We start from the raw sequence: 21,390 nt of genomic DNA, 5'->3' as shown, positions 1-21,390 counted from the left end.
ACATGGCTACTCAGTGGGAAGTCGTTATCGGTCTCGAGACGCACGCGCAACTGTCGACCGTCTCGAAGATTTTCTCGGGCGCATCGACGCAGTTCGGCGCCGAGCCGAACACGCAGGCGTGCCCGGTCGACCTGGCGCTGCCGGGCGTGCTGCCGGTGCTGAACCGCGGCGCGGTCGAGCGGGCGATCCGCTTCGGCCTCGCGATCGGCTCGACCATCGCGCCGCGCAGCATCTTCGCGCGCAAGAATTATTTCTACCCCGATCTGCCGAAGGGCTATCAGATCAGCCAGTACGAGATTCCGGTTGTGCAGGGCGGCCAGATCACGATCCAGGTGCCGGCCAACGAAAAGGCCGGCAAGGCTGCGTACGAGAAAACGGTCAACCTGACCCGCGCGCACCTCGAGGAAGATGCGGGCAAGTCGCTGCATGAAGACTTCGCCGGGATGACCGGGATCGACCTGAACCGCGCGGGCACGCCGCTGCTCGAGATCGTCACCGAGCCGGAAATGCGCAGCGCGGCCGAGGCCGTCGCGTACGCGAAGGCACTGCACGGGCTCGTCGTGTGGCTCGGCATCTGCGACGGCAACATGCAGGAAGGCTCGTTCCGCTGCGACGCGAACGTGTCGGTGCGCCCGGTCGGCCAGGAGAAGTTCGGCACGCGCGCGGAAATCAAGAACCTGAACTCGTTCCGGTTCCTCGAGGAAGCAATCAACTACGAAGTGCGTCGGCAGATCGAGCTGATCGAGGACGGCGGCGAAGTCGTGCAGGAAACGCGCCTCTACGATCCGGACAAGCGCGAGACGCGTTCGATGCGCAGCAAGGAAGACGCGCACGATTACCGCTACTTCCCCGATCCCGACCTGATGCCGCTCGTGATCGGCCAGGACTGGATCGAGCGCGTGCAGTCCGGCATGCCGGAACTGCCGGCCGCGATGCAGCAGCGCTTCGTCGACGAGTACGGCGTGTCCGCGTACGACGCGGGCGTGCTGACGTCGAGCAAGGCGATGGCCGCGTACTTCGAGGCGGTGGTCGCGAAGGCCGGCGCGGCGAATGCGAAGATCGCCGCGAACTGGCTGATGGGCGACGTGTCGTCGCAACTGAACCGCGACGGCATCGAGATCGACGCGATTCCCGTCTCGGCCGCGCAGCTCGCGCTGCTGCTGCAGCGCATCGCCGACGGCACGATCTCGAACAAGATCGCGAAGGAAATCTTCGCGACGATCTGGGACGAGAAGGCGACCGACGAAGGTGCGGCCGACCGCATCATCGACGCGAAGGGCCTGAAGCAGATCTCCGACACCGGCGCGCTGGAAGCGATCATCGACGAAGTGCTCGCGGCGAACGCGAAGTCGGTCGAGGAATTCCGCGCGGGCAAGGAAAAGGCGTTCAACGCGCTGATCGGCCAGGCGATGAAGGCGACCAAGGGCAAGGCCAATCCGCAGCAGGTCAACGAGCTGCTGAAGAAGAAGCTCGGCTGAGCATGCGCGCGCGCCTGAACCGCGCTTGACGACGGGCCGCTCCCGACCAGTTCGGGGCGGCCCGTCGCGTTTGGTGGATGCGTTATCGTATGCATCGCACCGTCCAACGGAGGAACGAATGGCGAAACAACCGTCGCTCGACGATTTCCGCGTGCCGTACAGCACGCGCGAGAAGGAAGCCGCCGCATTCAGGCTCGACGCGTTCGACCCGGCCGCGAAGCCGTTTTCGTCCGGCTCGAAGGAGGCCGACCGCGAACGGCTGTCGGTCGTGTCGACCGAGCTCGACGTGCAGCAGGAGCGCCTGCACACGCAGCAGAAGAAGCGCGTGCTGCTCGTGCTGCAGGGGATGGATACGAGCGGCAAGGACGGCACCGTGCGCGCGGTGTTTCGCGAGGTCGATCCGCTCGGCCTGCGCATCGTGCCGTTCAAGGCGCCGACGCCGATCGAGGCCGCGCACGACTTCCTGTGGCGCGTGCATGCGCAGGTGCCGGCGGCAGGCGAGCTCGCGATCTTCAACCGCAGCCACTACGAAGACGTACTGGTGCCGCGCGTGCTCGGCGCGATCGGCGACAAGGAGTGCGAGCGCCGCTACCGGCAGATCCGCGATTTCGAGACGATGCTGTTCGAGAACGGCACGACCATCGTCAAGTGCTTCCTGCACATCTCGAAGGATGAGCAGCGCGCGCGGCTGCAGGCGCGCATCGACGATCCGACCAAGCACTGGAAATTCGACATCGCCGATCTCGACGCGCGCAAGCACTGGGACGCCTACCAGTCCGCGTACCGCGACGCGCTCGCCGCGACGTCGGCCGAGCATGCGCCGTGGTACGTGATCCCGGCGAATTCGAAGACGCACCGCAACGTGATGATCGCCGAGCTGCTGCTGCGCACGATGACCGACATGAAGCTGGAATTCCCGCCGCCGAAGCCCGAGCTCGAAGGCGTAAAGATCCGTTAAGCTGCCCCCTGTAAAAATATCGAACTGAACGGAACCCGACATGATGCGAGTGATCACCGCCAACCTGAACGGCATCCGCTCCGCCGCGAAGAAGGGCTTCTTCGACTGGCTCGGCGAACAGAACGCCGATTGCGTGTGCGTGCAGGAAATCAAGGTGTCGGCCGACGACCTGCCGGCCGAATTCGTCGAGCCGCACGGCTTCAAGAGCTATTTCCACCACGCCGAGAAGAAGGGCTACAGCGGCGCGGGCGTGTACAGCCGCCGCGAGCCCGATGACGTGATCATCGGTTTCGGCAGCAGCGAATTCGATCCCGAGGGGCGTTACGTCGAGGCGCGCTACGGCAAGCTGTCGGTCGTGTCGGTGTACGTGCCGTCCGGCTCGAGCGGCGAGGAGCGCCAGCAGGCGAAGTACCGCTTCATGGCCGAATTCATGCCGCACCTCGCGGCGCTGAAGAAGAAGCGCGAGGTGATCCTGTGCGGCGACGTGAACATCGTCCACAAGGAAATCGACATCAAGAACTGGAAGAGCAACCAGAAGAACTCGGGCTGCCTGCCGGAAGAGCGCGAGTGGCTCACGAAGCTGTTCGACGACGTCGGCTACGTCGACGTGTTCCGCACGCTCGACCCGCGTCCCGAGCAGTACACGTGGTGGAGCAACCGCGGCCAGGCGTACGCGAAGAACGTCGGGTGGCGGATCGATTACCAGATCGCGACCCCGGGCGTGGCCGGGACCGCGAAAAGCACGTCGATCTTCAAGGACATCAAGTTCAGCGACCATGCGCCGCTGACGGTCGACTACGACTACCAGAAGTGATGGCCGGCGCTGCGCCGCGCGCGCAGCCGCCGGGCCATTCATCCCGGTCGCCGGATGCAAAACGGGCCGCCTGTTCCGACAGGCGGCCCGTTTCGCTTGGGGCGGCGCTTACTGCCTGAGCGACGCCATGTCGATCACGAACCGGTACTTCACGTCGCTCTTCAGCATCCGCTCGTAGGCCGTGTTGATCTGCTGCATCGGAATCGTCTCGATATCGGACGTGATCCCGTGTTCCGCGCAGAAATCGAGCATTTCCTGCGTTTCCGCGATCCCGCCGATCAGCGAACCCGCGAGGCGGCGGCGCTTGAAGATCAGGTTGAACACCTGCGGCGACGGATGGTCGTGCTCCGGCGCGCCGACGAGCGTCATCGTGCCGTCGCGCTTGAGCAGGTTCAAGAACGGATTCAGGTCGTGCTGCGCGGCGACCGTGTTCAGGATGAAGTCGAAGCTGTTCAGGTGCGCGTTCATCTGCGCTTCGTCCTTCGAGATCACGACTTCGTGCGCGCCGAGCCGCTTGCCGTCCTCGATCTTCGATGGCGACGTCGTGAACAGCACGACGTGCGCACCCATCGCGCGCGCCAGCTTCACACCCATGTGGCCGAGGCCGCCGAGACCGACGATGCCGACCTTCTTGCCGGGGCCGACGTTCCACTGCCGCAGCGGCGAGTAGGTCGTGATCCCCGCGCACAGCAGCGGCGCGGCGCCGGCCGGGTCGAGCGTGTCCGGCACGCGCAGCACGAACGCCTCGTCGACGACGAGCTGCGTCGAATAGCCGCCGTACGTGATGTCGCCCGTCACGCGGTCCTGGCCGTTGTAGGTGCCGACGAAGCCGTTCTCGCAATACTGCTCGAGGCCTTCTTCGCAGCTCGCGCAGGTGCGGCACGAATCGACGAGGCAGCCGACGCCGACCAGCTCGCCGACCTTGAAGCGCGACACCTGCGGGCCGGTCGCGGTCACGCGGCCGACGATTTCATGGCCGGGCACGACCGGGTAGATCGTGTTGCGCCATTCGTTGCGCGCCTGGTGAAGGTCCGAGTGGCAGACGCCGCAGTAGAGGACGTCGATCTGGACGTCGAGGTCGCGCAGCGCGCGACGCTGGAATTCGAACGGGGCGAGCGGCGACTGCGCATCGGTCGCCGCGTAGGCATAGGTCGTACTCATGCAAGGGCTCCTTGTCCGGAAAACATCCGGCGAAACAGACTGCCGTCGCATCATGTGGCGATGCGGCGAGACAGGACGTCATCGTAAGGAGCGCGGCGCCGCGGCGAAATACACGAAGGTCTGGAAGATTTGCCTATTCCTCTCGAATTGCCCGCGAACAGCCGTCAAAATGCGTCCAAGGTGCTACATTGCGAGCCAGATTCTCTTGCCGGATAGGGCCGTACCGATGAGCTTCCAACCCCTTTTGGCCGACGCGGGCGAGCGCCTGCAGCGCCGCATGATCGAGCTGCACACGCGCCTCGCGCCGAACGAGGGCGACACGCTCGCGGCGCTCGACGGCGTGCGCTTCATCCGTGTGACCCATCCGGCGCCGCGCATGCCGGTGCTGTACGAGCCGAGCATCATCGTCGTGTGCCAGGGGCGCAAGCTCGGCTATCTCGGCGACCGCTCGTTCGTGTACGACCCGCAGCAGTATCTGGTGCTGTCGGTGCCGCTGCCGTTCGAATGCGAGACCTTCGCGAGCATGGACGAGCCGTTTCTCGCGATCTCGATCCGCGTCGATCTCGCGGTGATCGCCGAACTCGCGATCCTGCTCGACGAGACGCTCGGCGCGGCGGTCAGCGAGCCGCTCGGCGTCTATTCGACGCCGCTCGACGCGCCGTTGGCCGATGCCGTCGTGCGCCTGCTCGAAGCGCTCGCGTCGCCGCACGACACACGGGTGCTGGGGCCGGCGATCATGCGCGAGATCGCGTATCGCGTGCTGACTGGCGAGCAGGGCGACGCGATGCGCGCGGCGCTCGTGCAGCAGCATCATTTCGGTCGCATCGCGAAGGCGTTGCGGCGCATCCATGCGGAGCTGAAGGCCGATCTCGACGTCGAGACGCTCGCCCGCGAAGCCGGGATGAGCCTCGCGGTGTTTCACGCGCAGTTCAAGCACGTGACGGCGACGTCGCCGATGCAGTACGTGAAGACCGCGCGGCTGCACCAGGCGCGGCTGATGATGGTGCGCGACGGGCTGGGCGCCGGCGCGGCGGCCGCGCGGGTCGGCTATGCGAGCGCGTCGCAGTTCAGCCGCGAGTTCAAGCGGCTGTTCGGCCGCAGCCCGGGAGACGAAGTGCGCTGGATGCGCGACAGCGGGGTGCGCCCGGCCATGGCCGACGCGGACGCGTAGCGTCCCGGCGCCGCGCGGCGGTTCAGCGCCGCACGATCTTGCGCCGCTGCGCGCTGATGCCCGCGTAGTCGGGCAGCGATTCGACGCGCTTGCCCGTTGCCTTCGCGTACAGCGGCATCAGGTCCGGCAGCCGGTTCAGCAGGTCCTGGCGGCGCGCGCTGCTGTACGGATGCGTGTAGATGAAGCCCGACGCCTTGTTCGCGCGGGTCGCGACCGCGAGCTTGTCCCACAGCGTGATCGCCGCGCGCGGATCGAAGCCCGCGCGGGCGGCGATGTCGCCGCCGATCACGTCGGCCTCGGTTTCGTCGGTCGGGTCGTAGTGGAGCGATTGCAGGCGCTCGCCGAGGTTCAGCGCCTGCGGCAGCGGATCGCCGACGCCGAACAGCGGCGGCAGCGCGGCCGCGCGCAGCGACGTCTGCGAGGTCACGCTGAAGTTGCTGCGCGCGTGTTCGCGCAGCGCATGGGCGATGCCGTGCGCGAGCAGCACGCCGAGCTCGTCGTCGTTCAGGCGCACCCGATCGAGCATGCCGCCGTACACGAGCACCTTGCCGCCCGGCAGGCAGGTCAGGCGGATGTCGCGCGAGCGGATCGCGTTCACGTCCCAGGCCCAGCTTTTCACGCGGTCGTTCCACTTCACCGAATACGGCGCGAGCTTCGCGACGATCGCGCGCAGCCGCTTCACGCGCGGCTGGTTCGCGCTCAGCAGCCGGTTGCTGTCGGCGGCCGCCTGGACGATCTGTGCGTATTCGTTCGCGGTGAGCTGTTCGAGCAGCGGCGACGGGATCAGCGTGCGGAATGCGATCGCGTTGCCGTAGCGGACCTGCTGCGGCGTCGGCGTATAGGCCTTCGCGGGCGCCGCGGCGCCGGTCGGCTGCGCGCCTTCCGCGATGGACGGCGCGGCGGGCGCGGCCGCCGTCGCAGGCGCGGGCGGCGTCGCCGGCGCGGAGCCCGCCGCGGTCGCGCCGGTGTCGCTCGCGCAGGCGTCCATCGCGGCCAGTGCCGCGGCGCCGATGCTCAACGCAGCCGCGACGCGGGCGAGACGATGCAGGCGGTTACTGCGCACGGCTCGCCTCGCCGTCGCGTGCGGTACCGTTCCACGGCGCGATCCTGAACAGCAGCAGCATGCCGGGAATCGCGAGCGCGGTACACACGATGAAGTAGTCGAACCAGCCGATCTTCGCGACGATGAAGCCGCTCGCGGCCGACGCGAGCGTGCGCGGCACCGACGCGAGGCTCGTGAAGAGCGCGAACTGCGTGGCCGTATAGCGCGGGTCGGTCGTGCTCGCGATATAGGCGACGAACGCGGCCATCGTCAGGCCGGTCGTGAAGGTCTCGAAGCCGTAGACGATCGCGAGCGCGACCGTCATCGGGCTGAATTGCGGCGTGACGGCGATGCCGAACACCGACAGCGCGGACGCGATCGCGTGACTCGTCGACACGGTGAAGTCGTACAGCATCGCGAGCACCGGCGAGCCGGGGCCGAGCTGCGCGAGCCACGCGAAGCCGAGCGTCGACACCAGCTGCAGCGCGCCGAAGATCCACAGCCCGCGGCCGATGCCGATCTTCACGAGCCAGATGCCGCCGATGATGCCGCCCAGCACGCTCGCGACGAGCGCGGTGGTTTTCGCGACGATGCCGATCTCGGTGCGCGTGAAGCCGATGTCGAGGAAGAACGACGTCGACAGCGTGGTGGCCATCGTGTCGCCGATCTTGTACAGGAAGATGAACGCGATGACGAGCAGCGCGCCGGCCCAGCCGTCGCGCTGGATGAATTCGCGGAACGGCAGCACGATCGCGTCGCGCAGGTTGCGCGGCGGCGCGCCGACCACTTCCGGCTCGCGCACGACGAGCGTCATCAGGATGCCCGGCAGCATGAACGCGCCGGTGATCGCGAACACGGCGTCCCACGGCATGTGGTCGGACAGGATCAGCGCCAGCGAGCCGGGGATCAGCGCGGCGAGCTTGTACGCGTTCACGTGCACCGCGTTGCCGAGGCCCTGCTCGGTGTCGCGCAGCAGCTCGCGGCGGTACGCGTCGATCACGATGTCGGCGCTCGCGCCGAAGAACGCGACGAGCGTGGTGAGCGCGGCGACCGTCCAGATCGAGTCGCGCGGCGACACGAAGCCGAGCGCGGCGATCGCGCCCGCGACCAGCAGCTGCGTGAGCAGCAGCCAGCCGCGCCGGCGGCCCGGCCGCCAGCCGGGCAGGCGCGGGATGTAGCGGTCCATCAGCGGCGCCCACAGGAACTTCCACGTATACGGGAACTGGATCAGCGCGAACAGGCCGATTTCCTTCAGGTTCACGCCTTCGGAGCGCAGCCATGCCTGCACGAGGTAGACGAGCGTGAAGAGGGGCAGACCCGACGTGAAGCCCAGGAACACGCAGATCAGCATGTGCGTGTTCAGATAGGCTCGCCAGCCGGGGTGATCCTCGTGAGCGGTGAGTGCGGGCGCCTCGTGTGGCGTTTTCGACATGGACTGGAACTGGGTAGCGTTGACTGATGGCGGCGGCAGCGCAGGCGGCGCGAGCGGCGCACGAGGGGCGACCGCTCGCGCGTGCAGACCGGAGCTTCCGTCAACGGCCCCCCGGCTCAGCTGCGCTTGACGCGGTAGACAGCAAGACTACCACGCCAGTTCGCTCCCCATCGAATCGGCTGGCCTTCGTGCAGCACGATGCGGTCGAGAATCGTGACGCCGACCTCGGGCGCGAGCGCCTCGAAATCCTTGATCGTCAGCACCCGCACGTTCGGCGTGTTGTGCCACTGGTAAGGCAGCGACTTCGACACCGGCATGCGGCCGCGCAGCACCGACAGCCGGTGCGCCCAGTAGCCGAAGTTCGGGAACGACACGATGCATTCGCGCCCGACCCGCGCGGTTTCGCGCAGGATCGCGGCGGTCTGGTGAATCGTCTGCAGCGTCTGCGACAGGATCGCGATGTCGAAGCTGTGGTCCTCGAACAGGCGCAGGCCGTCCTCGAGGTTCTGCTGGATCACGTTGATGCCGTTCTTCGTGCTCGCGAGCACGCCCGCGTCGTTCAGCTCGATCCCGTAGCCGGTGACGTCCAGCTCTTCCATCAGCAGCGACAGCAGCGAGCCGTCGCCGCAGCCGAGGTCGAGCACGGTCGCACGCGGCTCGACCCAGCGCGCGATCGCGCGGAAGTCCGCGCGCGCGGACAGGGAATTCAGCGCTTGCTGGTTCATGCTCCTACCTCGTTGGCGATTCGTTCGTAATACGCGCGGATCAGGTTGTGATAACGCGCATCGTCGAGCAGGAACGCATCGTGGCCGTGCGGCGCATCGATTTCCGCGTAGCTGACCGTGCGCTTGTTGTCGAGCAGCGCCTTCACGATCTCGCGCGAGCGCGCGGGCGCGAAGCGCCAGTCGGTCGAGAAGCTCGCGATCAGGTACTTCGCCTGCGTGTGCGCGAGCGCGGCCGTCAGGTTGCCGTCGAACGCCTTCGCCGGATCGAAGTAGTCGAGCGCGCGCGTGATCAGCAGGTAGGTGTTCGCGTCGAAGTAGTCGGCGAACTTGTCGCCCTGGTAGCGCAGGTACGACTCGACCTCGAACTCGACGTCGAAGCTGAAGTTGTACGCGTCGAGCGCGCCGTCGGCGCGGCGCAGCGCCCGGCCGAATTTCTCGGCCATGTCGTCGTCGGACAGGTACGTGATGTGGCCGATCATCCGCGCGACGCGCAGGCCGCGCTTCGGCTTCACGCCATGCGCGTAGTAGTCGCCGCCGTGGAAATCGGGATCGGACAGGATCGCCGAGCGCGCGACCTCGTTGAATGCGATGTTCTGCGCGGACAGCTTCGGCGTCGACGCGATGTCGATGCAGTGCGCGACGCGTTCCGGATACATCAGGCTCCACGCGAGCGCCTGCATGCCGCCGAGGCTGCCGCCCATCACCGCGGCGAAGCGCTCGATGCCGAACGCGTCGGCGACGCGCGCCTGCGCATGCACCCAGTCCTCGACGGTGACCACCGGGAACTTCGCGCCGTACGGCTTGCCGGTCGACGGATCGATGCTCATCGGGCCGGTCGAGCCGAAACACGAGCCGAGGTTGTTCACGCCGATCACGAAGAAGCGGTTGGTGTCGAGCGGCTTGCCCGGGCCGACCATGTTGTCCCACCAGCCGGTGCTGCGCGGATCGTCCGCGTAGACACCGGCGACGTGGTGCGACGCGTTGAGCGCGTGGCAGACGAGCACCGCGTTCGAGCGTGCGGCGTTGAGCTCGCCGTACGTCTCGACGACGAGCTGATAGTTGCCGATCACGCTGCCGCTTTGCAAGCGCAGCGGTTCGGCGAAGTGCATGGTCTGTGGAGCGACGATGCCGATCGATTCCATTCGTTCCGCCTTATGACTGGGCGGCTAAATGGTGTCGGCGAGGCGCGGAGGCGAAGGTGCGCGGCTGACGACCTCTTTAGCCGCATTTGTAGTGAACCGCCAGGGCGAACACACAGCCACGCCCCGGCCGGTTCGCGCGCCCGCAATCGAGTCAGCAAATCGGCGCGCTTCCGACCTGCCGCCCGAGGGCGACAGTCGGCAAAGTATAGCGGATTTTCCCCTGCAAGCGAGCAATCCGAGGGAACCCGCTCAAAACAGGATGGCGACATTTGCCGCCCGGTGCCGCCATTGAGCGAAACGCGGTGCCGCAGTAGTTTTTTAATACAGTAAATATCAAATTATTTTATTGACGGGGTGGCTGAGTAAATCTTTTAAATTATGAAAAATACGTCACAAATAAATTCTGCCTAGTACAAGTATTAATCAAATATCAAAATAATTAGTATTCGTCCCATTTTTGGGATGAAGGCATGTCAATACAGTTTTAGCCAGCTATCGGTATCCGGTTGAAACGCGTGATTTAGCAGCGCTGTTGACATGATCTTCCGTCCTTGTTCATGCGATTTCTCGGCGGGCACGTTTCGCACTTCTTTCCGGATAGCGGTAAGCGTTGAGCTACTTGTCACTGCTCTCGCCGAGTCGGCGCATCGATATGGCCACGCAAAGCCGGCGCGCGTCGCAGAGAGATTTACCAAAGGAAAAGGTTCGTATGAACAAGTCGTATCGTGTCGTGTGGAATGCCTCGACCAGCACCTGGTGCGCGGCATCGGAAATGGCGCGTGGGCGCTCGAAATCATCGCGCTCCGCGAAATCGAAAATTGCCGCGGCCACTGCGCTGCTCGTCGCTTCCATGGGATCCGCGTACGCCGACGAAGTCGACGCGCCGGACCCGACGTTCGACGATCCGATTCATCTGGCCGACGCCAAGCAGGATGGCCCGGTGACGGTCAAGCGGAGTGGTCCCGATACCCGGGCGGTCGTGCCCGACAACAGCGCATACGTGAAGATCAACGCGAAGGGCGACGGCACGGACAACGCGTTGGCGTTGGGGGACAATTCGATCGCGATCGGTAGCAGCGCGAAGACGCGTCCATCCACGTCGGGCCTCGGTGGTGCGGTGGCGGTTGGTACCGCAGCGACGGCGGCCGGCAACAACGTCGCGTTCGGTGCCAATGCATCGGCACTCGGTGACGAAGGCGCGGTGGCGCTGGGGGCCGGGGCCAATGCGGCCGGCAAGTCGTCGATCGCGCTGGGCAACGAAGCACAGGCGACCGGTTGGGGCGCCTATGCGCTGGGCCGGAAGGCGAAGGCGACGGCGGAATCCGCGTTGGCGATCGGTGATTCGTCGATGGCGACGCGGACTGGCACGATGGCGATCGGCTCGCAAGCTGCGGCGGCTGCAGAGAATGCGATCGCGATCGGTCAGAGCTCGGCCGCGCGCGGCACTGACTCGCTGGCACTCGGTTCATACTCGGAAGCCAACCGGGACCAGACCGTATCGGTCGGTACAGCCGGTTTCGAGCGCCAGATCGTCAACGTCGGCCGTGGCACGCAGGCGACCGACGCCGTCAACGTTGCACAGCTGAAGGGCGTGACAGATGCGCTGGGCGGCAACGCTGCCGTCGGCGCGGACGGCAACATCAAGAAACCGGCTTATACGATTGGCAGCAAGACCTACGACAACGTCGGCGATGCGCTGCTGGCGGTGTCCGCGTCGGGCGGCGCGGAAAATGCCGTGGAATATGATTCCACTGCGAAGGATTCGGTCACCCTCGGCGGTACCGGTGCGGCTGCGGCCAAGCTTACCAATGTGCGTGCCGGGACGCTGTCGTCGAACAGCACCGATGCCGTCAACGGTGCCCAATTGTTTGGGACCAACAACCGTGTGACCAAAGTCGAGCAATCGCTGACCGATAGTGGCCTGATCGATCCGTCGACTGGCGAGTCGCTCGCGGTCGTATACAAGGATGCGACGAAGAGCACCGTTGCACTGGGCGGCACGGGCGGTACGGTTGTCACGAACGTGAAGGCCGGCAAGGTCGCGCCGGCCAGCAAGGACGCCGTGAACGGCAGCCAGTTGTACGACGTATCGGCGAGCGTCGCATCCGCACTCGGCGGCGAATCGGCCGTCAATGCGGACGGCACCCTTTCGAAGCCGACCTATAAGGTCGGCGACAAGACCTACAACAATGTCGGCGACGCGCTTCAGGCGGCGGCCACGTCGGGCGGCGCAGGCGGCGAGGACGTGAACGCTGTGCATTACGACGGCGCGAACAAGTCGAGCGTGACGCTGGGCGGCACGGGGGCGTCGAGTCCGGTCTCGCTGAAGAACGTCGCGACGGGGCAAGCTGCCACCGACGCCGTCAACGTGGCCCAGCTCCAGAGCGGCCTGAGCGACGTCAAGGACGAGATCAAGCAGAACCTCGGCGACGGCACGCTCGACATGAAGTACATCAAAGTGCGGGCCACGGGCATGCAGGCCAATGCGCTGGGCAAGAACAGCGTGGCGATCGGCTCGCAAGCGAATGCGACGAACGTCGATACGCTGGCGATCGGTTCGGGTTCCCGGGCGTCGGGCATGAATTCGATCGCAATCGGCGTCAACTCGGTCGCGGCGAGCGCCGATACCGTGTCGATCGGTGACGTGGGTGCGACGCGCCGGATTGTCAATGTCAGCGATGGCGTCGATGACACCGATGCCGTCAACATGAAGCAGTTGACCGACGCAATGCATTCCGCCAATACGAAGCTCGACGCGAAGATGATGCGGATGACGCGAGACGTCGAATCGAAGCCGGGCAGTTTCGTCGCGATCGAAGGGCTGGGTGCAGACGGCAGCTTACCGAACATTGCGTCGATGAACGGCCGTGATCCGAAATTGGGTACGGCCGCTGCTATCGGTGTGGCGAGTGGCGCTGGCGGGATCAATTCGGTTGCGGTCGGTCTGCAGGCAGTCTCCAGTTCCGACTACGCGGTGGCGATCGGCAGCGTCGCGCAGACCGGAGTCGAGCAACCGTATTCGGTCGCGATGGGCAGCATGGTGACCACGAATGGTGCAGGCGCGCTGGCCATTGGCTCTCGCGCGAAAGCCAATGCCGACAACGCAGTGGCGGTCGGTAACAACGGTGTGGTAGCCGTGGGCAAGAGCTCGATCGCCATCGGCGACAAGGCGATGACGGCGGCAGGTACAGTGAACAGCGTTGCGATGGGCAAGTCCGCCAACGTCGCGCAAAACGTAACGGATGCCATTGCACTGGGTGCCAACGCGAATGTGGCGTCGGGCAATAACGGCGGCATCGCACTGGGCGCCAATTCGGTCGCCGATCGCGGCAATGCCCTCTCCGTGGGTTCGAATTCGCTCCAGCGTCAGATCGTCAATGTCGCAAAAGGTACGAAAAACAACGACGCGGTGAACGTGAGTCAACTGACGGGTGTAACAACTGCGCTCGGAGGTGGCGCGGGCATTGATGCCGATGGCACCGTCAAGGCGCCGACGTACAAGGTTGGCGATACGACGTACAACAATGTTGGTGACGCGCTGGACGCGATGGCGAAGAACGGTGGCTCTGACCCGAACGCGGTCGCGTACGACAGCGACGTGAAGGACAAGGTGACGCTGGCAGGCAAGACGGGTACGACGCTGACGAACGTGAAGGCTGGCGCGCTGTCGGCGACGAGCACGGACGCGGTGAACGGCTCGCAGTTGTTCGCGACGAACGAGAGCCTGGGCAACCTGAAGGACGCACTGAAGGACGGCGGTGTCGTCGACGAGACGACCGGTGAATCGCTGGCGGTGGTGTACGACGGCACGTCGAAGGACAAGGTGACGCTGGCAGGCAAGACGGGCACGACGTTGTCGAACGTGAAGGCTGGTACGGCGGACCTTGACGCGGTGAACGTTTCGCAGCTGAAGGCGTCGGGGCTGATCGGCGTGGACGGCAAGTCGATTGCCGCGGTGACGTATGACAAGAAGGCGGACGGCACGCCGAACTATGGCTCGGTGACGCTGGGCGATGGCAAGTCGACGGGTCCGGTGACGCTGTCGAACGTGGCAAAGGGTACGGCCGGTACGGACGCGGTGAACGTCGATCAACTGACGAAAGCGATCAGCGAAGTGGAAGGTGGCCTGAACCCGTTGGCCGTGGCTTACGACAGCGTGACGAAGGACAAGGTGACGCTGGCAGGCAAGACGGGCACGACGCTGACGAACCTGAGTGCGGGCAAGGTAAGCGCGGACAGCAAGGACGCGGTCAATGGTTCGCAACTGTACGACACGGCGCAGAGTGTGGCGGATACGCTGGGCGGCGGCTCGACGGTGGACGCAAATGGCAAGGTGAAGGCACCGACGTACAGCCTGACCGATCCGGCGGACAGCTCGAAGCAGGTCGACTATCACAATGTTGGCTCCGCCCTGGAGAACCTGGACGATCGTGTGGCGGGCAACACGGGTGACATCACGCACATCAAGAACCAGTTTACGAACACGGGTCTGGTGGATGGCGATGGCGACACGCGCGCTGCGGTGACGTACGACAAGAACGCGGACGGCACGGCGAACTACAAGTCGGCGACGCTGGCGGGTGAAGGCGGCACGACGCTGACGAACGTGAAGGCTGGCGCGCTGTCGGCGACGAGTACGGACGCGGTGAACGGCTCGCAGTTGTTCGCGACGAACGAGAGCCTGGGCAACCTGAAGGATGCGCTGAAGGACGGCGGTGTCGTCGACGAGACGACCGGTGAGTCGCTGGCGGTGGTGTACGACGGCACGTCGAAGGACAAGGTGACGCTGGCAGGCAAGACGGGCACGACGTTGTCGAACGTGAGGGCTGGTACGGCGGACCTGGACGCGGTGAACGTATCGCAACTGAAGGCGTCGGGGCTGATCGGCGTGGACGGCAAGTCGATTGCCGCGGTGACGTACGACAAGAAGGCGGACGGTACGCCGAACTATGGCTCGGTGACGCTGGGCGATGGCAAGTCGACGGGGCCGGTGACGCTGTCGAACGTGGCAAAGGGTACGGCCGGTACGGACGCGGTGAACGTCGATCAACTGACGAAAGCGATCAGCGAAGTGGAAGGTGGCCTGAACCCGTTGGCCGTGGCTTACGACAGCGTGACGAAGGACAAGGTGACGCTGGCAGGCAAGACGGGTACGACGTTGTCGAACGTGAAGGCCGGTACGGCCGACCTGGATGCGGTTAACGTATCGCAACTGAAGTCGTCGGGCCTGATCGGCGACGATGGCAAGTCGCGCGCTGCGGTGACGTACGACAAGAACGCGGACGGCACGGCGAACTACAAGTCGGCGACGCTGGCGGGTGAAGGCGGTACGAAGCTGTCGAACGTGAAGGCCGGTACGGCGGACATGGACGCCGTGAACGTGTCGCAACTGAAGTCGTCGGGGCTGGTCGGTGAAGACGGCAAGGCGCGCGCTGCAGTGACGTACGACAAGAACGCGGACGGTACGCCGAACTACAAGTCGGCGACGCTGGCGGGTGAAGGCGGTACGAAGCTGTCGAACGTGAAGGCCGGTACGGCGGACATGGACGCCGTGAACGTGTCGCAACTGAAGTCGTCGGGGCTGGTCGGCGAAGACGGCAAGTCGCGCGCCGCGGTGACGTACGACAAGAACGCGGACGGCACGGCGAACTACAAGTCGGCGACGCTGGCAGGCGAAGGCGGTACGACGCTGGCGAACGTCGCAGCGGGCAAGGCTGACCGGGACGCAGTGAACGTGTCGCAGTTGAAGTCGTCGGGGTTGATCGGCGAAGACGGCAAGTCGCGCGCTGCGGTGACGTACGACAAGAATGCCGACGGCACGCCGAACTACAAGTCGGCGACGCTGGCGGGTGAAGGCGGTACGACGCTGGCGAACGTGAAGGCCGGTACGGCGGACATGGACGCCGTGAACGTGTCGCAACTGAAGTCGTCGGGCCTGATCGGCGAAGACGGCAAGTCGCGCGTTGCGGTGACGTACGACAAGAACGCGGACGGCACGGCGAACTACAAGTCGGTGACGCTGGCGGGCGAAGGCGGCACGACGCTGGCGAACGTCGCGGCGGGCAAGGCTGACCGGGACGCCGTGAACGTGTCGCAACTGAAGTCGTCGGGGTTGATCGGCGAAGACGGCAAGTCGCGCGCTGCGGTGACCTACGACAAGAACGCGGACGGCACGGCGAACTACAAGTCGGCGACGCTGGCAGGCGAAGGCGGCACGACGCTGGCGAACGTCGCAGCGGGCAAGGCTGACCGGGACGCCGTGAACGTGTCGCAACTGAAGTCGTCGGGCCTGATCGGCGAAGACGGCAAGTCGCGCGCCGCGGTGACGTACGACAAGAATGCGGACGGCACGGCGAACTACAAGTCGGCGACGCTGGCAGGCGAAGCCGGTACGAAGCTGGCGAACGTGAAGGCCGGTACGGCGGACATGGACGCCGTGAACGTGTCGCAGTTGAAGTCGTCGGGGCTGATCGGCGAAGACGGCAAGTCGCGCGCTGCGGTGACGTACGACAAGAACGCGGACGGCACGGCGAACTACAAGACGGCGACGCTGGCAGGCGAAGGCGGCACGACGCTGACGAACGTGAAGGCTGGCGCGCTGTCGGCGACGAGCACGGATGCAGTGAACGGCTCGCAGTTGTTCGCGACGAACGAGAGCCTGGGCAACCTGAAGGACGCACTGAAGGACGGCGGTGTCGTCGACGAGACGACCGGTGAATCGCTGGCGGTGGTGTATGACGGCACGTCGAAGGACAAGGTGACGCTGGCAGGCAAGACGGGCACGACGTTGTCGAACGTGAAGGCTGGTACGGCGGACCTGGACGCGGTGAACGTATCGCAGCTGAAGGCGTCGGGGCTGATCGGTGTGGACGGCAAGTCGATTGCCGCAGTGACGTACGACAAGAAAGCGGACGGCACGCCGAACTACGGCTCGGTGACGCTGGGCGATGGCAAGTCGACGGGGCCGGTGATGCTGTCGAACGTGGCAAAGGGTACGGCCGGCACGGACGCGGTGAACGTCGATCAACTCAACGATCTGGAAGACTCGTTGGTCAATGGCGCGATCAAGCTGAAGTACATCAAGGTCAACTCGGAGGGCCGAGACGCAATTGCGAGAGGTCCCGAAAGTGTCGCGATCGGTGCGAACGCCTGGGCAACCCGACCGCAAGCAATGGCATTGGGGTCCGGCTCGCGTGCGAACGGTGCCAACTCCGTGGCAATCGGCTTCAATTCGGTCGCCGACGACGACAACACCGTTGCGGTGGGTAACGTCGGGGAAGAGCGCCGTATCGTTCACGTCGCCAACGGTGTTGACGATACCGATGCCGTCAACATGAAGCAGTTGACCGATGCGATGCACACCGCCAATACGAAGCTCGACGCGAAGATGACGCGGATGACGCGTGACGTCGAATCGAAGCCGGGCGGCTTCGTTGCAATCGAAGGGTTGGGTTCGGACGGCAGCATGCCGAACATCGCCTCGATGAATGGTCGCGATCCGAGGGCGGGCACGGCCGCCGCCATTGGCGTAGGCAGCGGCGCCAGCGGGATCAATTCGATCTCGGTCGGTCTGCAGGCGGTTGCGAACTCGGACAACTCGGTGGCGATCGGTAGTATTGCGCAGACCGGGGTCGAGCAGCCATATGCGGTGGCGATGGGCAGCATGGTCACGACGAACGGCGCAGGCGCATTGGCCATCGGTTCCCGCGCGAAGGCCAACGCCGAAAACGCCGTCGCGGTCGGCAACAACGGCGTGACAGCCGTGGGCAAGAGCTCGATCGCGATCGGTGACAAGGCGCTGACGAAGTCAGGCGCCGTGAACAGCATTGCCATCGGTACGAACGCGAACGTGCAGCAGAACGTCGTCGACGCCATCGCGCTCGGGGCGAATTCGCAGGCGCAGAGTTCGAACAGCATCGCATTGGGTGCCAACTCGATCGCGAATCGTGCGAATGCGCTGTCGATCGGCACGGCAGGCGCCGAGCGTCAGATCGTCCACGTCGCGAAGGGCACGCAGGACACCGATGCCGTCAGTCTCGCGCAGCTCAAGGGCCTCGCGAATGTGGTCGGTGGCGGTACGGGCTTCGACACAAACGGCGATGTGACGGCACCGACGTACACAATCGACGGCAAGGAGTACCACAACGTCAACGATGCACTTCAGGCCGCAGCGAAGAGTGGCGGTGACGGCAGCAGCGGCACGGATCCGAATGCGGTGGCCTATGACGGCGACCAGAAGGACAAGGTGACACTGGCCGGCCAGAACGGCACGACGTTGTCGAACGTGGCGGCCGGCAAGGTCGACACGGACGCGGTGAACGTATCGCAGCTGAAGTCGTCGGGCCTGATCGACAAGGACGGCAACGCGGTGGCCGCGATGACGTACGACAAGAACGCGGACGGCACGCCGAACTACAAGTCGGCCACGCTGGCGGGCGAAGGGGGTACCAAGCTGTCGAACGTGGCAGCCGGTACGCTCGACACGGACGCGGTGAACGTATCGCAACTGAAGTCGTCTGGCCTGATCGGCGAGAACGGCAAGGCGCTCGCGGCCGTGACCTACGACACGCATGCCGACGGCACCACGAACTTCGCTTCGGTGACGTTTGGGGGCGCGAACGCGGGTATGCCGGTTGCCCTGCATAACGTTGCTGCCGGCAAGGCGTCGACGGACGCGGTCAACGTGTCGCAGTTGACGGGCGTAACCGACATCATCGGCGGTGGTGCAGGCGTCGATGCAAACGGCAAGGTTACAGCGCCGGTTTATAACGTCGACGGCAAGGATTACGCGTCCGTTGGCGACGCCATCAAGGCGCTGGAGCAGCGTGAAGGCGGGAACGGTACGAACCCGAACGCAGTCGTCTATGACAACGCGACCAAGGCAGCGGTGACGTTGGCAGGTACGAATGGCACGGTGATCCGTAACGTCGCGGACGGTTCGCTTGCGCTCGACAGCACCGAGGCCGTCAACGGTGGTCAGCTGAACTTCGCCGCGTCTAGCATCGCGGATAGCCTCGGTGGCGGTGCCAAGTTCGATCCGACGACCGGCGACATCGAGGCACCGACCTATGAACTGACGGCGGCAGATGGCTTGAAGAACACGTACGACAACGTCGGCGACGCATTCAAGCACGTCGACGAGCGCGTAACGACGCACACGGCGCAGATCGAGACGCTGCAGCAGGGTGTCGCGAATGCGGTTCAGTACGACGACGCAACGCATGCCTCCGTCACGCTCGGTGGCGTGGGCGTGGCGCCCGTCATGCTGAAGAACGTCGCGGATGGTGTCGACGAAACCGATGCGGTCAACGTGCGGCAATTGCGCTCGGCAGGCCTGGTCGGTGAAGACGGCAAGCTGCAGTCGGCGGTCGTGTACGACAAGAATGCGGACGGCACGACGAACTACGGTTCGGTGACGCTCGGCGGCAAGGGCGCCTCAGCGCCAGTCGCGCTGCACAACGTGGCAGCGGGTACGGCCAAGACGGATGCGGTGAACGTCAGCCAGTTGAGTGGCGTGACCGACGCGTTGGGCGGCGGTGCGAAGGTTGACGAGACAACCGGCGAGATCGTTGCGCCGACCTACAACGTGGGTGACAAAACCTTCCACAATGCAGGCGACGCGCTGACGAACATCGACAACCGGGTCTCGCAGATCCAGAACAATCTCGGTGAAACCACGAAGCTGGTCGGCGCGGTCGCGTACGACAAGAACGGCGACGGTACCGTGAACTGGGGCAAGGTGACGCTTGGCAACGGTCCGTCGTCGGGACCGGTGGTGCTGACCAATGTCGAGAACGGCAAGAGCCGGTACGACGCCGTGAACTACGGGCAGTTCTCGGACCTGCAAGGACGTGTCGACAAGATCGATGACCGTCTGACCACGATGACCACGCCTGGCGACGGCAACGGCGGCAAGCCGGGTACCAACGGCAACGACCTGATTCAGGGCACGGGCGGCAGCGGCAAGGACAGTGCCGAGATCGTCGCCGCGAAACCGGGCACTGGCAACGGCAACATCGCGGTTGGCTCCGGCGCGCAAGTCGCCGATGCCAAGAACAACGGCACGGCAATCGGTGCCGGTTCGAAGGTTCAGGCCGACGACGGTACGGCGTTGGGTCATGGCGCCACCGTGTCATCCGGTGCGACCAATTCGGTTGCGCTGGGCAGCGGGTCGAAGGCAACCGAAGCCAATACCGTGTCGTTTGGCTCGGACGGCCACGAGCGTCGGCTCGTCAATGTCGCGGACGGCATCAATAAAACGGATGCCGTCAACAGGGGGCAGCTCGACCGGGCGATCGGCGGGATGCAAGGTCAGATCAACGACATGTCGCGCAATGCCTATTCGGGTATCGCGGCGGCGACGGCGTTGACGATGATTCCGGGCGTCGATCCGGGCAAGACCTTGTCATTCGGTGTGGCTGGTGCGTCGTACAAGGGCTACCAGGCTGTCGCGATGGGCGGTGAAGCACGCATCACGGAAAACCTGAAGATGCGTGCTGGCGTCAGCCTCAGCAGCGGCGGTAATACCTTCGGTGCAGGTGCGTCGTATCAGTGGTAAGGCGCTAACGCGGGCCGATCGGCCCGCGTCGTGACCCTGATGCGTGGTCGAGCGGGCGCTCGTCGCCCGCCGTGCCATGCATCAGCCACACGACCGACTTCATTTCCATCCGTCAATTTCCAGGAGTCCGCCTCGAGCGGGCCGAATCATCATGAACAAACCGCAATACTTTGTCCGTCGGGGCTTGCTCGGCGCATTCGTCGTTCTGCTGAGCGCATGCACGACGCAATCGGGGCCGACCTATACGGTGCGGGCGATCAAGGCGCCTGATCAGACGGCGCCGGTCTTTCGCGTGACATGCGAGGGGCTCGTGTCCAGCACGCAATCGTGCGAGGCAGCCGCACAGAAGTTCTGCGCCGGCAAGCCGGTCAGGCCGCTGCAGGCGGTCGACCGTGTGCGTCGTGGCGCCGCAATGGGCGATCCCCGCGAACTGACTTTCATGTGCGGCGTACCGCCTCAGGCGCGCGTCGAGCAACCGGTCGTCGCGCAACCGCAGCCGGTCGAGCAGCCGCAGCCGGCTGTCGCGCCGGTTGCGCAGCGCCAGGTGCTGCTGCAAGGCAGTGCGAACTTCGCGTTCGACAGCGCGGCGCTGACGCCGAGCGCCCGCCAGGCGCTCAACCGCTTTCTGGACGTGAATCGCGATGCCCGGTTTCGCCGCGTGACGGTCACGGGCTATACGGATTCGCAGGGCGCGCACGCCCATAACGTTCGACTGTCCGAGGCGCGTGCCCGGGCAGTTGCCACGTACCTGCGTACGGGCGGACTGCATGCGGAAGATTTCACGATCGTCGGCAAGGGCGAGGGAGAGCCCGTCGCGACCAATTCGACGGCTGAAGGGCGCGCGCAGAACCGGCGAGTCGAAATCGAACTCGAAACCGCATAACGAACGGGATTGATAGCGCCGTGGCC

11 protein-coding genes and 1 pseudogene are annotated in these 21,390 nt (G+C 65.2%); 7 read left to right on the top strand and 5 right to left on the bottom strand.

The features are described from left to right. The first annotated feature begins 2 nt into the window (after positions 1–2). From gatB to H0X90_RS28525, 3 genes are all read left to right on the top strand, one after another. A complete protein-coding gene (gatB, locus tag H0X90_RS28535) occupies positions 3–1,478 on the top strand; it encodes an Asp-tRNA(Asn)/Glu-tRNA(Gln) amidotransferase subunit GatB (protein WP_006482505.1) in 1,476 nt (491 codons plus the stop codon). 118 nt (positions 1,479–1,596) lie between these two features. Then, positions 1,597–2,436, top strand: a complete 840-nt coding sequence (locus H0X90_RS28530) for a polyphosphate kinase 2 family protein (protein WP_048987480.1) — start codon at positions 1,597–1,599, stop codon at positions 2,434–2,436. Positions 2,437–2,476: 40 nt separating this feature from the next. Next, positions 2,477–3,250: an exodeoxyribonuclease III gene (locus H0X90_RS28525; RefSeq protein WP_006494378.1), complete on the top strand. Its 774-nt coding sequence runs from the start codon at positions 2,477–2,479 to the stop codon at positions 3,248–3,250. A gap of 108 nt (positions 3,251–3,358) precedes the next feature. On the opposite strand, the gene H0X90_RS28520 is transcribed toward H0X90_RS28525, so the two are convergent. Further along, positions 3,359–4,411: an NAD(P)-dependent alcohol dehydrogenase gene (locus H0X90_RS28520; RefSeq protein WP_077055851.1), complete on the bottom strand. Its 1,053-nt coding sequence runs from the start codon at positions 4,409–4,411 to the stop codon at positions 3,359–3,361. Positions 4,412–4,637: 226 nt separating this feature from the next. Between H0X90_RS28520 and H0X90_RS28515 the strand changes: the two genes are divergently transcribed. Next, the gene (locus H0X90_RS28515; RefSeq protein WP_077190234.1) at positions 4,638–5,582 is read left to right on the top strand and encodes an AraC family transcriptional regulator; all 945 of its coding nucleotides are present in this window, start codon (positions 4,638–4,640) and stop codon (positions 5,580–5,582) included. Between the two features lie 22 nt (positions 5,583–5,604). Here the strand turns inward: H0X90_RS28515 and H0X90_RS28510 are convergent, their stop codons facing one another. The 4 genes from H0X90_RS28510 to H0X90_RS28495 all read right to left on the bottom strand — a co-directional run bounded on the left by H0X90_RS28510 (position 5,605) and on the right by H0X90_RS28495 (position 9,923). After that, a complete protein-coding gene (locus tag H0X90_RS28510; RefSeq protein WP_034201229.1) occupies positions 5,605–6,645 on the bottom strand; it encodes a M48 family metallopeptidase in 1,041 nt (346 codons plus the stop codon). Continuing rightward, positions 6,635–8,056, bottom strand: coding sequence for an AmpG family muropeptide MFS transporter (locus H0X90_RS28505; RefSeq protein WP_006484646.1), 1,422 nt, complete (start codon positions 8,054–8,056; stop codon positions 6,635–6,637). The genes H0X90_RS28510 and H0X90_RS28505 overlap by 11 nt, the downstream gene beginning before the upstream one ends. Positions 8,057–8,172: 116 nt before the next feature. After that, positions 8,173–8,781 (bottom strand): methionine biosynthesis protein MetW, encoded by a 609-nt coding sequence (gene metW, locus H0X90_RS28500; RefSeq protein ID WP_006484645.1) that lies wholly within the window; start codon positions 8,779–8,781, stop codon positions 8,173–8,175. Further along, entirely contained in the window at positions 8,778–9,923 is a 1,146-nt protein-coding gene (locus tag H0X90_RS28495) for a homoserine O-acetyltransferase (protein WP_006484643.1), read from the bottom strand. Before H0X90_RS28495 ends, metW begins: the two co-directional genes overlap by 4 nt. Before the next feature lie 652 nt (positions 9,924–10,575). On the opposite strand from H0X90_RS28495, the pseudogene H0X90_RS36335 reads away from it, so the two are divergent. From H0X90_RS36335 to H0X90_RS28485, 3 genes and pseudogenes are all read left to right on the top strand, one after another. Then, positions 10,576–10,713: pseudogene (locus H0X90_RS36335) on the top strand (ESPR-type extended signal peptide-containing protein); the annotation flags it as partial. A gap of 60 nt (positions 10,714–10,773) precedes the next feature. Further along, positions 10,774–20,481, top strand: a complete 9,708-nt coding sequence (locus H0X90_RS28490; protein WP_230463876.1) for a YadA-like family protein — start codon at positions 10,774–10,776, stop codon at positions 20,479–20,481. Positions 20,482–20,632: 151 nt separating this feature from the next. Next, positions 20,633–21,364 (top strand): OmpA family protein, encoded by a 732-nt coding sequence (locus H0X90_RS28485; RefSeq protein ID WP_077188753.1) that lies wholly within the window; start codon positions 20,633–20,635, stop codon positions 21,362–21,364. Positions 21,365–21,390: the final 26 nt, after the last annotated feature.

This window comes from Burkholderia sp. 9775_39, assembly GCF_015712225.1.
In the GTDB taxonomy this organism is placed as follows: Bacteria; Pseudomonadota; Gammaproteobacteria; order Burkholderiales; family Burkholderiaceae; genus Burkholderia; species Burkholderia cenocepacia.
This window is presented reverse-complemented; position numbering and strand designations above follow the sequence as displayed.

Bases quoted from the DNA above. Each gene is read 5' to 3' on its own strand.
- gatB (WP_006482505.1), top strand. From the start codon at position 3: ATGGCTACTCAGTGGGAAGTCGTTATCGGTCTCGAGACGCACGCGCAA.
- H0X90_RS28530 (WP_048987480.1), top strand. From the start codon at position 1,597: ATGGCGAAACAACCGTCGCTCGACGATTTCCGCGTGCCGTACAGCACG.
- H0X90_RS28525 (WP_006494378.1), top strand. From the start codon at position 2,477: ATGATGCGAGTGATCACCGCCAACCTGAACGGCATCCGCTCCGCCGCG.
- H0X90_RS28520 (WP_077055851.1), bottom strand. From the start codon at position 4,411: ATGAGTACGACCTATGCCTACGCGGCGACCGATGCGCAGTCGCCGCTC.
- H0X90_RS28515 (WP_077190234.1), top strand. From the start codon at position 4,638: ATGAGCTTCCAACCCCTTTTGGCCGACGCGGGCGAGCGCCTGCAGCGC.
- H0X90_RS28505 (WP_006484646.1), bottom strand. From the start codon at position 8,056: ATGTCGAAAACGCCACACGAGGCGCCCGCACTCACCGCTCACGAGGAT.
- metW (WP_006484645.1), bottom strand. From the start codon at position 8,781: ATGAACCAGCAAGCGCTGAATTCCCTGTCCGCGCGCGCGGACTTCCGC.
- H0X90_RS28495 (WP_006484643.1), bottom strand. From the start codon at position 9,923: ATGGAATCGATCGGCATCGTCGCTCCACAGACCATGCACTTCGCCGAA.
- H0X90_RS28490 (WP_230463876.1), top strand. From the start codon at position 10,774: ATGGGATCCGCGTACGCCGACGAAGTCGACGCGCCGGACCCGACGTTC.
- H0X90_RS28485 (WP_077188753.1), top strand. From the start codon at position 20,633: ATGAACAAACCGCAATACTTTGTCCGTCGGGGCTTGCTCGGCGCATTC.